The organism is Arthrobacter liuii (assembly GCF_014639275.1).
Classification (GTDB): Bacteria; Actinomycetota; Actinomycetes; order Actinomycetales; family Micrococcaceae; genus Arthrobacter; species Arthrobacter liuii.
In genome coordinates this window covers 50,302-62,843 of record NZ_BMFW01000008.1, presented here as the reverse complement: position 1 = coordinate 62,843, position 12,542 = coordinate 50,302, and the positions used below count along the sequence as shown (strand labels likewise).

General features: G+C 67.0%; 15 protein-coding genes and 1 pseudogene. 7 read left to right on the top strand and 9 right to left on the bottom strand.

Annotation, left to right across the window (positions count from 1 at the left end; translation table 11 throughout):
- The first annotated feature begins 209 nt into the window (after positions 1-209).
- The 3 genes and pseudogenes from IEW19_RS10775 (at position 210) to IEW19_RS23490 (ending at position 1,133) form a co-directional block, all read left to right on the top strand.
- Positions 210-731, top strand: a complete 522-nt coding sequence (locus IEW19_RS10775) for a DUF6328 family protein (protein WP_188571625.1) — start codon at positions 210-212, stop codon at positions 729-731.
- An 11-nt stretch (positions 732-742) separates the two neighbouring features.
- A pseudogene (locus IEW19_RS24125) lies at positions 743-862 on the top strand (DUF6766 family protein); the annotation flags it as partial.
- 37 nt (positions 863-899) lie between these two features.
- On the top strand, positions 900-1,133 hold the full coding sequence (locus tag IEW19_RS23490) for a DUF6766 family protein (RefSeq protein WP_229748429.1): 234 nt from the start codon (positions 900-902) through the stop codon (positions 1,131-1,133).
- A gap of 58 nt (positions 1,134-1,191) precedes the next feature.
- Here IEW19_RS23490 and IEW19_RS10765 read toward each other — a convergent pair whose 3' ends face one another.
- From IEW19_RS10765 to IEW19_RS10745, 5 genes are all read right to left on the bottom strand, one after another.
- On the bottom strand, positions 1,192-2,316 hold the full coding sequence (locus tag IEW19_RS10765; protein ID WP_188571624.1) for a glycerate kinase: 1,125 nt from the start codon (positions 2,314-2,316) through the stop codon (positions 1,192-1,194).
- 106 nt (positions 2,317-2,422) lie between these two features.
- Positions 2,423-3,232: an SDR family oxidoreductase gene (locus IEW19_RS10760; protein WP_188571623.1), complete on the bottom strand. Its 810-nt coding sequence runs from the start codon at positions 3,230-3,232 to the stop codon at positions 2,423-2,425.
- A gap of 105 nt (positions 3,233-3,337) precedes the next feature.
- Entirely contained in the window at positions 3,338-3,781 is a 444-nt protein-coding gene (locus tag IEW19_RS10755; RefSeq protein WP_188571622.1) for a hypothetical protein, read from the bottom strand.
- Between the two features lie 86 nt (positions 3,782-3,867).
- The gene (locus IEW19_RS10750; RefSeq protein ID WP_188571621.1) at positions 3,868-4,005 is read right to left on the bottom strand and encodes a hypothetical protein; all 138 of its coding nucleotides are present in this window, start codon (positions 4,003-4,005) and stop codon (positions 3,868-3,870) included.
- Positions 4,006-4,146: 141 nt separating this feature from the next.
- Positions 4,147-4,923: a class I SAM-dependent methyltransferase gene (locus IEW19_RS10745; RefSeq protein WP_188571701.1), complete on the bottom strand. Its 777-nt coding sequence runs from the start codon at positions 4,921-4,923 to the stop codon at positions 4,147-4,149.
- Positions 4,924-5,155: 232 nt separating this feature from the next.
- Between IEW19_RS10745 and IEW19_RS10740 the strand changes: the two genes are divergently transcribed.
- From IEW19_RS10740 to IEW19_RS10730, 3 genes are all read left to right on the top strand, one after another.
- The gene (locus IEW19_RS10740; RefSeq protein WP_229748428.1) at positions 5,156-6,820 is read left to right on the top strand and encodes an ATP-binding protein; all 1,665 of its coding nucleotides are present in this window, start codon (positions 5,156-5,158) and stop codon (positions 6,818-6,820) included.
- 20 nt (positions 6,821-6,840) lie between these two features.
- Positions 6,841-8,391 carry a putative bifunctional diguanylate cyclase/phosphodiesterase gene (locus IEW19_RS10735; RefSeq protein ID WP_188571619.1) on the top strand — a complete coding sequence of 517 codons (1,551 nt, stop codon included), beginning with the start codon at positions 6,841-6,843 and terminating at the stop codon, positions 8,389-8,391.
- Between the two features lie 171 nt (positions 8,392-8,562).
- Entirely contained in the window at positions 8,563-9,627 is a 1,065-nt protein-coding gene (locus IEW19_RS10730; protein ID WP_229748427.1) for an EAL domain-containing protein, read from the top strand.
- A gap of 64 nt (positions 9,628-9,691) precedes the next feature.
- On the opposite strand, the gene IEW19_RS10725 is transcribed toward IEW19_RS10730, so the two are convergent.
- Positions 9,692-9,928 (bottom strand): DUF6480 family protein, encoded by a 237-nt coding sequence (locus tag IEW19_RS10725; RefSeq protein WP_188571618.1) that lies wholly within the window; start codon positions 9,926-9,928, stop codon positions 9,692-9,694.
- 135 nt (positions 9,929-10,063) lie between these two features.
- Here IEW19_RS10725 and IEW19_RS10720 point away from each other — a divergent pair, with 135 nt between their 5' ends.
- Complete coding sequence (locus tag IEW19_RS10720) at positions 10,064-10,387, top strand: hypothetical protein (protein ID WP_188571617.1); 324 nt, start codon at positions 10,064-10,066, stop codon at positions 10,385-10,387.
- Here the strand turns inward: IEW19_RS10720 and IEW19_RS10715 are convergent.
- The 3 genes from IEW19_RS10715 to IEW19_RS10705 all read right to left on the bottom strand — a co-directional run bounded on the left by IEW19_RS10715 (position 10,384) and on the right by IEW19_RS10705 (position 12,482).
- The gene (locus IEW19_RS10715; protein ID WP_188571616.1) at positions 10,384-11,241 is read right to left on the bottom strand and encodes a glycerophosphodiester phosphodiesterase family protein; all 858 of its coding nucleotides are present in this window, start codon (positions 11,239-11,241) and stop codon (positions 10,384-10,386) included. The genes IEW19_RS10720 and IEW19_RS10715 overlap by 4 nt on opposite strands.
- A 48-nt stretch (positions 11,242-11,289) precedes the next feature.
- Entirely contained in the window at positions 11,290-11,553 is a 264-nt protein-coding gene (locus IEW19_RS10710; protein ID WP_188571615.1) for a hypothetical protein, read from the bottom strand.
- A 110-nt stretch (positions 11,554-11,663) separates the two neighbouring features.
- Positions 11,664-12,482 carry an HAD family hydrolase gene (locus IEW19_RS10705; protein ID WP_188571614.1) on the bottom strand — a complete coding sequence of 273 codons (819 nt, stop codon included), beginning with the start codon at positions 12,480-12,482 and terminating at the stop codon, positions 11,664-11,666.
- Between the last annotated feature and the right edge of the window lie 60 nt (positions 12,483-12,542).

Sequence of the window (12,542 nt, the reverse complement as noted above, 5' to 3'; positions counted from 1 at the left end):
CTGTGTCGGTTGACCTGTGTCGGTTGGAAAGAACTCAGTCATGCTCCGGCCCTTCGAAGCTATCCCGGGCGGAGGACCAAGTCCACCGCTCCGGGTAATAATCAGTAAACTTATCAAATGTTGTACCCGGCGCAACGGCCGGCCTTGTTTCTGGGCACGGCAGGAGTAGAAAGAAGGCCAGGACCGCGACGGTAGAGGAAGGAGGGCCGATGTCCGACATTGAGGACTACACGGGCGGGACGGGACGGAATGAGACCCGGGAGGAGCAGCTTGACCGCAACTGGGCGGAACTCCTGCAGGAACTGCGCGTGCTCCAGACGGGGGTGCAGATCCTGGCCGGTTTCCTGCTGACGCTGCCGTTCCAGCAGCGGTTCGAAAAGCTGGATGACTGGGAGGTTGGCCTCTACCTCACCAACGTGGTGATCGCAGCCCTGACCACTGCTTGCATCCTTCTTCCGGTCAGTGTGCACCGGCGGCTCTTCCGGAAGCGGCTCAAGGAAACACTGGTGTCCAGCGCCGACACCATCACCAAGATTGCCCTGGGTGGCATTGCGCTGTTGAGCGCGGGAACCGCCGCCCTGGTGTTCGACGTTGCCGCCGGACGTTCGGCCGGGATCACCGCCGGCGGCGCACTGCTGGGCGTCATGGTGGTCATGCTGGTGTTCGTTCCGCTTCGGCTGAACAAGCGGGCCACCGGGAAGATCCTGCCGCCCGCGTCGGAGAAGGAGTAAGACATGCGCAAATGGGCAAGAAGGCGCCGCAGGACGCAGACCCGCGCGAAGCCAACCTCAGCAGGGCCACGCCCTGGCCGCTACGGCGGGGCGGCGTGGTGCTCAAAGTGTACGAACACTCGCTCTCGATCCTGCTGTTCGCACTGTTCCTTGGATCGTTCATGCTGCATGCTGCCGGTGGCGTGGGGCGAGTACAACCAGGACCAGCAAGGCCACAACCAGCCCACCATCAGTTTCCTGCAGTACCTGGGCACCAGCCGCTTCTGGTTCGAGTCCTTCCAGAACTGGCAGAGCGAGTTCCTGGCCGTCGGGGTCCTGGTGGGCGCGTCGGTCTACCTCCGCGAGAAGGGGTCCCCGGAATCAAAGCCTGTTGCAGAACCCCACTACGAAACCGGCGCTTGAAGGCGCAGTCCAATCCAGCAGGCCAGGCGCGGATGGCCCGCAACACCACGATCGTCGGCTAGGCCCCTTCGAGTACCTGGCTTGTTGCCCAGGCCAGGTACTTGCCGGCGTTCGCCAGGGCGTCCTCCGGACTCGATGCCACATCAAGCAGCTGCGCCGCGGCAACCACGCCGTGCCCGGCGAGGTCTTCAAGGCTCACCAGGATCCTGCCGGCCACCACAATGACAGGAATGCCGCGTTCGCGGGCCGCGTCCGCCAGCGCGATGGGCGCCTTGCCGGTGAGCGACTGCGAGTCCATGGATCCTTCGCCGGTGATCACCAGGTCCGCCTGGTCCAGCTGGTCAGCCAGGCCCGTCAGCCCGGCCACCAGCGCGAAACCCCCTTCCAGCGTGGCGCCGGTGAAGGCAAGGAACGACGCCGGGAAGCCGCCGGCGGCGCCGGCACCGGGGACATTCACGTCCCGGCCCGTTGCCTCCCGCAGCACCGAGGCCCAGTTGCGCAGCCCGGCGTCGAGCATGTCCACACTGTCCTGGTCCGCTCCTTTTTGCGGGCCGAAAACGTGCGCGGCGCCGGACGGCCCGTAAAGCGGGTTGCGCACGTCGACGGCGATGCGGAATCTGGTGGCGGAGAGCCGCGGGTCCAGCCCGCTGGTGTCCAAAGCGACAACGTCAGCCAGGGAACCCCCGCCAAGGGGCACCACGTTGCCTGCCGAGTCCAGGGGCTTCAGGCCGAGGGCACGCAGCGCGCCGCTGCCGCCGTCCGTCATGGCTGATCCGCCCAGGCCCAGGACAATCTCGGTGGCGCCGGCATCCAGGGCAGCGGCGATGAGCTGGCCGCAACCGTAGCTGTGGGCGCGCAGGGCGTTTGCGGGGGTGGGCTCCATCTCAGCCAGGCCGGATGCCTGCGCCGTCTCGATCACCGCCGTGACCTTGCCGCTACCGGCCTTATGGATGGCCCAGGCGGCGCCGAGTGGCGCGAGGATTGGCCCCACAACAGCGTTCAGCCGCTCGTCGTAGCCTGCCGCCACGGCCGCCTCCAGGGTGCCCTCCCCGCCGTCGGCGATGGGGAACTGGGTGGCAACGGCGTCCGGGTACACCCGCAGCGCCCCTTCGGCGATGGCGGCGGCAGCCTCGGCTGCCGTGAGGGACCCCTTGAATTTATCCGGAGCGATAAGAATGCGCATGCGCTCCATCATGCCAGCACGGCTGGGGAAAGCGCTTGCCAAATCCGGAATGCGGACCGTATGACCGGCACCCTCACCGGCATGAGCCCGGTTCAGGGCTTGACGCCTAAGCCTCGCGCCAGTCGTTGCCGGTGATGTGCGAACCCGCCTGCGGGCCCATCTGCAGCATCCCGCCGTCAACCACCCAGGCCGCGCCCGTCACATAGCTGGAGGCGGGCGACGCGAGGAACGCGATGACGTCCGCAATCTCCCGCGCGTGGCCCGGCCGTCCAAGCGGCACCCCAGGCCGTTCCGTCGTCGTCGGATCCTGGTCCTCCTGCCCGGTCATTGGCGTGGCAATCTCGCCGGGGGCCACGGTGTTGGCGGTGATGCCATACTGGCCCAGCTCCAGGGCGAGGGTTTTCATCAGGCCGCCCAGCCCGTGCTTTGAAGCGTCATAGGCGGAGGAGCCGACGCGGGGCTGGAACTCGTGCACGCTGGACACCGCCACCAGCCGGCCGCCCCTGCCGCCCTTGACCATGCGCCTTGCCGCTGCCTGCAGGCAGACGAACGCGCCGTTCAGGTTTGTATCCAGGATCCGCATCCAGTCGTCGATGCCCATGTCCAGGAACCTGGTGCTGGCACCCGTGCCCGCATTGTTGACGAACACATCCAGCCCGCCCAGCTCCTCGGCGAGGTCGTCGATGACCGCCGCCGCGGCGCCGAGTTCGGTGGTGTCCAACTGCCGGACCACTGCCTTGCGTCCCAGGCCACGGACCTCTTCGGCAGTCCCTTCCGCGCCCTCCTTATCGGAATGCCACGTGACGCCCACGTCCATCCCGGCGCGGGCGAGCGCCACGGCGGTGGCCTTGCCGATCCCGGAATCGGAGGCGGTGACGATGGCAGTGGTGGGCTTGAAGTCGCTGGTGTCCGGCATGGCGGGCCTTTCGGTAGGTCAGGCGGTCAGGTAGTTCAGGCTTGGCTGGCAGGTCGGGCTGGAGTGGTGGGCCAGGCTGGAGTGGTGGGCCAGGCTGGCTGCAGTTCAGGCTGGACGGCGGAGCTCCGGCTGGTACGGCTTGTCGTTCGCGGCTGCAGGGGCCTGCCGGCGGGGCGCATTCGCGCCTTCGTCGCCCTCCACTGCCATCAGCGGTACCGCGAAGGTAACTACAGGCCGGCCGTCGGAGTCGTGCGCCGACCTGATGGTCAGGCTCCTGGTGCCCGGCGGCACCGACGGGGTGAACACCTGCAGGTTGCGCGAACCGACAGTGGCCGATTCCTGCAGGGTGTATTCGGTGCCGAAGTGGTCCTGGAGCTTCAGCCGGGGCTCGGGAGCGTCATCTGAGGGAAGGTGGACGTTGACCACCAGCCCTGATGCCCAGACTTCCACGGACAGAATGGTGAATTCAGTGTCCGGGGTTACGTGCCGCCCGTAGGTGGGGGGAAGCAGCATCCGGCGGAGTGCGCCGGATGGAATGAGGTTGCTCATGATAGTTCCTGTAGGTCTTGCGCCGGCGGTCGCTGCATCGGCACCGGGGGTGATCCGGTGGCGGCCGAACGTGGCGCGGGTGCGGCTTAGGCGTCTTGCCGGTTGGGATTCTCCAACCGGAAGAAATCCGATTGGGTGCCGTCGCTGCGCTGTTCCTGGTAAATGAAGTTCCTGCCCCTGATGTCGTCCGCTTCGCTGGTCTTGTTGCCTTTGCCTTCTGCCACGGCAGCCCTCCTGACTCCTAAGTCTACGTACCATGGAGCCTCTGGATCGGGCCGCTGTCAAGGAGAAGGGAGGGTACTCTGCGGACAGCCTGCGGGCTTTAGGGGAAAAGCCTGTGGGACCATACAGTAGCTTGCGGCAACCTACCGGCGCGGGCGGACCACCGCGTAATACCCGGGCACGCGGTCCTGCCCCGGCACGCCCGTCACGGGGTTGGTTTCGATGGCCACGTGGCCGTCTTCAAGGAGGTCCCAGGCCGACGCCGGGAAGGCACGTTCGCGTTCTTCGGGGCCGAAGTGACCCGGCATGGGGAGCCCTCGGATGGCCAGTTCCAACGGCGCGGGGATGCCTCGGGTGGTTGCGCCGAGGTGGGACACATACTCCACCGGGTTGCCCTGGAAGTTGGTTTCCGCCATGAAGACGGTGCCCCGGCGGCCGGCGAGGAGACGCAGGTTTTCGACGAGCGCTATCTGGTGGGCCGGGTCGAGGACATGCAGTACGCCGCGGATGAAAACGTTGGCCCCGTCAACACCCGCGTTGATGGATTCTGCCAGGGCTGCACCGGCACCCTCAGCCGTCATGTCGCGTGCGGCAAAAGCTGCGTTGCCGCTTACCGCGGACTCCGCCCGTGCCCTGGCAACTGCGTGTGGTGAGACGTCCACGCCAATGACACGGGGAAAAATCCCGGCGAGCGCGCGGGTGAAGCTGCCATGGCCGCAGCCGGTGTCCACTACGGGAAGGGCCGGGTCCAGATGGCGCAGGAGGCTGTCCTTGTAGCCCAGGAACTCGTGGTCGCTGCCGGAGTCCCACAGGACTTCGCCGCCAGGTCCCGTGGCGGTGATACCGGCCCAGTACGTGTCCCATGCCTGGTGCCGGTCCTTCGGCGCTCTCCGTGACAGCCTGACAAGCCTGGGGATCATCAGGTACTTCTGCCAGGTGGACCGCGGCGGCGTTGTTGGAGAGGGCACGGCTCAAATATATGTTCCCTCCCCGGCACCCGTTGCACCTTGGGCTACATTACGGCGCGCCGACGCCCATGTCGGCGCGGAGGCGGAACCCGAACGGAGCGGTGTTACTGCACGCGCACCCGCTGTGGACCCGCGCGGCCTGCGTCCCCCTAGAATGTACTCAACTGGGAGGGAAGGGAGCACTGTGACGGCTGTGCCGAGTGACGCGCGCCTGCCCCGCACCGCCGTCGTTGCCGACCCCCAGCCCGGACGGCTGGCCCGCAACGCACAGGCCCTGCGGGACGCCGGGTACACCGTCCTGGAAGCGGCCGACGCCGACCACCTGGCAGCGTTGCTGGGCGCCGGCGAGCCCTCCGTCGTCGTCGCCGACGCCTCCCTGTCCGGCGTCCAGTCCACTCTGTCCGGGGTCCAATCCACGGCGCCCGTCCTGGTGGTGCTGGACCTGGACAACCCAGCGGAGATCGCCGCCGCCAACCCGCCCGGCGTCCACGACTGCATCACCAAACCCTCGGCGCCCAAAGAGCTGGTCCATCGCGCGTCCGTCCTCATCGAGCAGGTGTCCCGGCGCCGCGCCTCGCGCCAGGAGGCGGAGGGGCTCCGCGAGCAGCTGCGTGAGGTTTCTGCCGCGGTGCGCGCCACCAACGATCCCCAGGAGATCGCCAACCACGTCGTTTCCGGGTTCGGCAGGACCTTCAGGGCCGACCACGTTGTCCTGATCACCTTTGAGGACCACCGGGTCCCGGCGATCACGGCGGAATGGCACGGGCCGGGCCTGGCGGAGCTGCCCCCGGACGCCCTTCCCGGCGAGGAAGAAGCCCGCGCCACGGCCGACGCACTCTGGGCGGGGACGGAGACGCTGTCGGCCGAGGGAAACGAAGCCGAGGCGCGGGCGACCGATAAGCCGGCCCCTGCCGTCGCGGGGGCGGCTTCGACGCTGGCGGTGCCCATCGGCGAAGGAAATTCCTCCCTTGGCATCATCTGGATCGCCATGATGGACCGGCCACGGACCTGGTCCAGCGCTGAACTGGGCCTCATCCAGCACGTGGCAGGCAACGCCGCGTACGGGCTCATCCAAAGCCACCTGATCAGCAGCCAGCAGCAGGTGGTGAAGCAGCTGCGGGAACTCGACAAGGCGAAGACCGACTTCCTGGCCACCGTGAACCACGAGCTGCGCACTCCGCTGACCTCGATCATGGCGTACCTGGACATGATCCAGGAAAGCACCGAGCACCCGGTGTCCCGGGAGGTCCACCAGATGCTGGACATCGTGGTCCGCAACACCGAACGGCTCAGGACGCTCATCGAGGACATGCTGAGTGTCTCGCGCGGCGGCCTGGACAATGCCGGGATGCAGCTGGCTCCGGTGCGCCTGGGACGCACCCTGGACCTGGTGGCCGCGGCGCTGCGCCCGCTGGCCACGCTGCAAAACGTCACCATCGACGTGGACCCGGTTCCGGAGGATCCGGAGATCCTTGCCGATGAGGTGCAGCTGCAGCAGGTGTTCACCAACCTCGTGTCCAACGCCATCAAGTTCACTCCCAGCGGCGGACGGATCGAGGTGGGCAGCGAATCCCACGCAGCGGCGGACGGCTCCAAGTGGGCCACCGTGCGGGTTGCCGATACCGGCATCGGCATCTCGAGCGACGAGGTGGACCATGTCTTCACCCGGTTCTACCGGGCCTCCAACGCCATGGCCGGAGCAATCCCCGGGACAGGCCTGGGCCTTGCCATTTCGAAGGATATCGTGGAGCGACACGGCGGCCGGATCGACGTCGCCTCCACCCTGGGTGCCGGGACTACGGTCACCGTCAGCCTTCCCCTCGGCACTGACCGCATCCAGGTTAACTAGGCGCCGAAGGAGGACTGGCCATGTTTGCCGACGACGACCCCCGGCTTTCGCAGCTGCTGGAAGGCATTGTCCGGCTTGCCTCCGGCGACCTCACCTCCCGGATAGAGGTCTCACCCGCGCGGGACGAGCTCGACGCGATCATCATGGGCACCAATTTGTTGGCCGAGGACCTGCAGATCATTTATGAAGAACTCGAGCAGCGGGTCCAGGTCCGGACCCAACTCCTGCATAAGGCTCACCTCGAGATGCAGAAAATGGCCATGCAGGACCCGCTGACGGGACTGGCCAACCGTTCCGCACTGCTGGAGGCCCTTCGCACCGCCCTGGACGCCCGCGCCGGAGCGGACGGTGAGCCGACGGAAGAAGGCCCGGCGATCCTGCTGATCGACCTGGACGCGTTCAAATCCATCAACGACAGCCTCGGGCACACGGCCGGCGACCAGGTCCTGGTGACCGTGGGCGAAAGGCTCCGGAACGCCGTGCGCGTGTCCGACGTCGTCGCCCGCCTGGGTGGCGACGAATTTGCGATCGTCATGCCGTCGGCGTCGGCGGACCAGGCAGCCATCGTGGCGCACCGCATCCTGGCCTCCCTCAACGAACCCATCGAGCTCCCCGGCCGCAGCGTGCGCTGCGGTGCCAGCATCGGACTCAGCGTGGGCAGTGAAGGCCAAAGCCCCGAAGACATGCTGATGGAGGCGGACGTTGCCATGTACGCCTCCAAGGCCGAAGGGCAGAACAGGCTGCACCGGTTCGAGCCCGCACTGCTGCTGATGAGGAGGCTCCGAAGCCAACTGGTGGACGACCTGCGGGCTGCCATCAAGGATGACGCGCTGACGCTGCACTATCAGCCGGTGGTGGAACTCAGCACGGGGCGGATCGAGGGCGTGGAGGCACTGGTCCGCTGGAACCATCCAACCCGCGGCTTCATCATGCCGGACGAGTTCATTCCCCTTGCAGAAGAGGCGGGGCTGATCTCGGAGCTGGGCCTGTGGGTGCTCAGGACGGCCGTGGGGCAGCTGCGGGCCTGGATCGATGCGTCCCTGGTGGACAGCAGGTTCTCCGTACGCATCAACATCTCCGCCACCGACCTGCAGAGCCTGCAGTTCATCGAGGACGTGCGGAACACGCTCCAGGAGACCGGCGTCAAACCCGAACAGGTTGTCCTGGAACTGACGGAAGTGGCAATCGTCAAAGGCAACGAGCTGGACCGGTATTCGCTCGGTGGCCTCCGCGGCCTGGGCGTGGGCATCGAAATTGATGACTTCGGCACCGGGTACTCCTCCATCAGCTACCTGCGGCGGCTGCCGGTGGACCGGGTGAAGGTGGACAGGTCGCTGATCACCGGGCTTGAGACAGACCCCAGCCAGCCGGCCCTGGTGGCGGCGGTGCTGCAGCTGGTGCGGGCGTGCGGCCTGGAAGCAGTGTGGGAGGGCGTTGAAACGGCGGAGCAGGCGGAAATCCTGCGCGCCCTGGGCTGCAGCAGCGCCCAGGGCTACTACTTCAGCCGCCCCGTTCCTCCGGACCAGATTCCGGAACTGTTGGCTGACCAGCAGGAAAGCGCTAACCCTTAGCGCAAAAAACTACTGCACTTTTGTTGCTGCCGTTATACGATCAGCGTGCGGTGTCCGGGTTTTCGCCGCCGCGGAAATCAGGTTGGCAGCACCGTACTTTTATAAGGCGTTTGGAAATTTGAACATTATTGGGCCATGGGGTCATTACTTCGTCGACTGGGGGCGTTGCTAATGTCGGTTCGGGTACAGGCATGGGGAGTTATCGCCGCCCTGCTGGCGGATACGGATCCTGCGGGAGCCGCCGTCCGGCAGCGGCTGAGCAACAGCCTCGATGAGAATCCCGGCGTGCCTGAGCGCGCGTTGCTGGAGTATCTTCTCGAGACCCGGCGCAGCGACGCCAACACGCTGGAGGCGCTGGAAACCACCAGTTACATGCGCCTAACACCGCCCGCCCTGCCGCCGCAGTTTGCCAAGCAGCTGGACGCCATCCGCAGCATGTCGAGGATCAGCGCCCTGCTCGACAACCAGATGCTGATGACCGCGTTCCAGCCTATCTACGGGCTGGAACGCAAGACGGTGGTGGGCGTGGAAGCGCTGTCCCGCTTCGTCAGCGATGACGGCGCCGCCGCCGAGCTGTGGTTCGCCGAGGCAGCGGCCGTAGGCCTTGGCGCAAACCTTGAGTTCTCGGCACTGGGATCCGCTGCCGCGGCCGCCCGGGACCTGCCCGAAAACCTTTACGTGTCGCTCAACATTTCGCCCACGTCCTGCATGGACCCGCGGCTGCCGGAACTGTTCGACCACATTGAACTCCCCCTCCACCGGGTAGTGCTGGAGCTAACCGAGGACATCCCGGAAGAGGAATACCTGCAGTTCCTGTCCGCGATCAACCCGCTGCGGGAAAAGGGGCTGCGGATCGCCCTCGATGACACGCACCCAGGCGCCGGAGCGCTCAGCCGCATGATCCACCTGCGGCCGGATTTCCTCAAGGTGGGCCGCAACGTGATCGGTGACGTCGACAAGGACGGGCTCCAGCGAGCGCTGGCTTCCTGCCTGGTGGACTTCACCGACCAGGTCGGCATCACGCTGGTCGCTGAGGGCATTGAAACGGTGGGCGAACTGAAGGTCCTCACCGAACTGGGCATCAGCGCCGGCCAGGGTTACCTGCTGGGCCGGCCGTCGGTACGCCCCATGGACTGGGCCAGCTGGAACACGCGGCTGGACATGGACGGCCTGGAACGCCACCTGGCGGCCCCGGGCGAATCGCCAGGCGCCTCCCAGGGCAAAGAGTCTTCCTGAATCTTGGCTTCGGGGTCAGCGGGGCGGCGGGCTGCATGCACGCCGCCCCGCTGGATACCAGCCGCTACTCGGAGTGGCCCTGGTCCCTGCTCATCTGGCCCTCAGCCGGCGGCGTCTCGCCAGGGGGTACTCCCCCGCCCGGTTCCAGGCCGGTGACGTTGCCTTCCGCCGGGTCCGGGTTCGGCGAGCCGGCCGACTCCTTGCTGCGCTGTTCCGCCAGGTGGGGCTGGGCGGCGCCAACCTCGTCCTTTCCGGGACGGTCGGGGTTCGCGGGGTCATTTTCCGGATGGTAAGTGCTCATGGTGCTTTTCCTTCCTCTCCGGCTGCGGCTCGTTTCCCCAGCACTGGACTAATTGTAAGCATGCTGATAATTCTGGAGGAGCAGGGCCGGTATGCCGCTGGGGCGCCGGCATGCGATGTCGGAAGGAGCAGTCACATGGGAATCGGCGACAGCATCGGCAAGGCAGCAGAAAACGCCATGGAGGACCTGGCCGGGACATCCAAGCCGACGGATAAAACGGATGTGCCCGACCCCGCGGACCCCAATGGCGACGTGGAAGTGCACTCGTCGCTGAGTGAAGGGTCGAACGCGATGGAGGCGGAGAAGAAGAAGGCACCCGGCCTCAAGACAGGCGCCGCTCCGGCCCCGGTTTCCAGCAGTCCGCTGGGCGGGGACGCGGATGAAACGGACAACGACAGGGCGGACGACGGCGGCCTGGCCGGCGACGCCACTGCGCCCACCGAAACAGGCCGGGGCTAGCCAGGCGGCCCTTGGCGCCCGGGCGCCTCAGCGCGCGGGCCTGGGGCATCCGGCCCCTGGGGCCACTGGCCGCGCTCCCTGAGCACGTCGCGGAGCAGGTCCGCCCGGTCCGTGACGATCCCGTCCACGCCGAGGCCGAGGAGTCGGTGCATTTCGCCTGCATCGTTGATGGTCCACACGTGCACCACCAGGCCAAGGGCGTGGGCCCGCCGGACGAAAGCGGCGGTGACAACGGGGACCCGTCCATAGCGGACGGGAACCTGCAGCGCGTGCACGTCCCGGAGCACGCGGCGCATGAGCCGCTCAAAGACCGGCCGTGGCAGCACAGGGCCCAGCAAGGTGAAGAGGGCATTCGAGGCAACTCCAGCGGAGGACGCCACCGGCTGGCTCAGCAGCTTCAGCACCGCCCGCCGTCGGCGGTCGGAAAAACTGGTGACCAGCACGCGGTGGTGCACCTGGTGCCGCTCGATGGCGGCGGCGGTGCTGGAGACAGAACTCCAGTCCTTGACGTCCAAATTCAGCCGGGCCTCCGGAAGCTCGGTGACCAGCTCGTCGAACGTGGGGATGGGCTCGCGGCCGCTGATCCGCGCCTTGGCCACGTCGGCGGCCGGGAGCTCCGCCACCCTGCCCCTGCCGTCGGTTACCCGGTCCAGGGTTTCGTCGTGGAAGAGCAGCAGCACGCCGTCGGCGGTGGTGTGCACGTCTGTCTCGAGATAGCGGAAGCCGAGTTCGACGCCAGCGCGGAACGCGGCCATGGAGTTCTCCAGGCCCTCAGCCGAGTACCCGCGGTGGGCCATGGCGATGGGAAGCTGCCGCCCGGCGTCGTCGGGGTGCTGGAAGAAGGGCAGGGTCACAGTGCGAGCGTACCCGCCTGGATCGGCCCACGCCGTCAGATGCTGATGTCAGTCGCCGCAGGCGGTCTCCCCGCAGGGAACAATGTCCACGCCGTCGCCGCAGTGCAGCAGGGTCCGGCCGCGGCCGCCGTCGAGGTGTATCCACACGGCCGTATGGTCCGGCGTGATGGTATCCACCACGCCGCTTGCCTCGAACCCCGGTGAAAACAGGACCCGGACGCGGTCGCCCTGGCGCAGCTGCTTCCAGTGTGGAGCGGGCGTTGCCGTGCGCAGCGGTGCATCGGCTGCGTGCTGCTTGACGTTCTTTGCCATCGTTACCCCCTATGAGCCTGCGGGAGAGCCGGCTGCTCTCCACGCTTCACGCTACGGAGGAAAGGTAAACGCCAGGTGAGCGCCAGCTGTGAGGTTGGGGGCTACCTGACTCAGGAAAACTGGACGCCGAAGGAGGCGAGCCTGGCCTCCAAAACCTGGGCCACGCCGTCGTCGTCAAAATGCGGCGCCTGCTGCCCTGCCGCGCGGATGGCCTCCGGATGGCCGCTGGCCATGGCATAGCCGTGGCCAGCCCAGCGGAGCATCTCGATGTCGTTGGGCATGTCGCCGAAGGCCACCACGTCGGCGGCGTCGATGCCCAGTGCACCCGCGTATTCAGCCAGCGTGACGGCTTTGTTTACCCCGGGCAGGGACAGCTCGAGCATGGCGACGCCGGGCGAGGAGTGGGTGGCGGCGGCCAGGTGTTCGACGGCGGGCGCTACTTCGGCAAGGAAGTCGTCGGGTGTGCCGTCGCGGACGATGGTAAGGAATTTGACCACGGAGTCGTCACTGGTGAGTGTGTCCTTCAGCGGCGCCGGGGTGAATTCGGCGAGCAGTTCGCTGGATTCGTTTTCGATGAAGCCCGGTTCAAGGTGGAATCCGGTGAGCGTTTCCGCGGCGAACAGCGCAGCCGGGCGGAGCGCCTTGATGATGCGGCGGGCCTCCAGGACGGTGTCGATGGCCAGGGCGCGGGCGGAGACCAGGCGGTCCGCTTCGAGGTCCCAGACCACGGCGCCGTTGGAGCAAATCACGCGGCCGGTATGGCCGAGCTGTTCCTCGAGGGGGTGCAGCCACCGCGGCGGCCGGCCGGTCACGAACACCAACTCGACGCCGGCTTCCCGGCAGGCGTGGAAGGCGCGGATGGTGCGGGGGCTGATTTTTCCGTCGTGCCCAAGGATCGTTCCGTCAATATCGCTTGCAACCAGCCGCATCCTGTAAGTCTACGTGGGCTGCCAGTTGTCAGTCGCCGGCGCTGCACTGAACTGTATCGA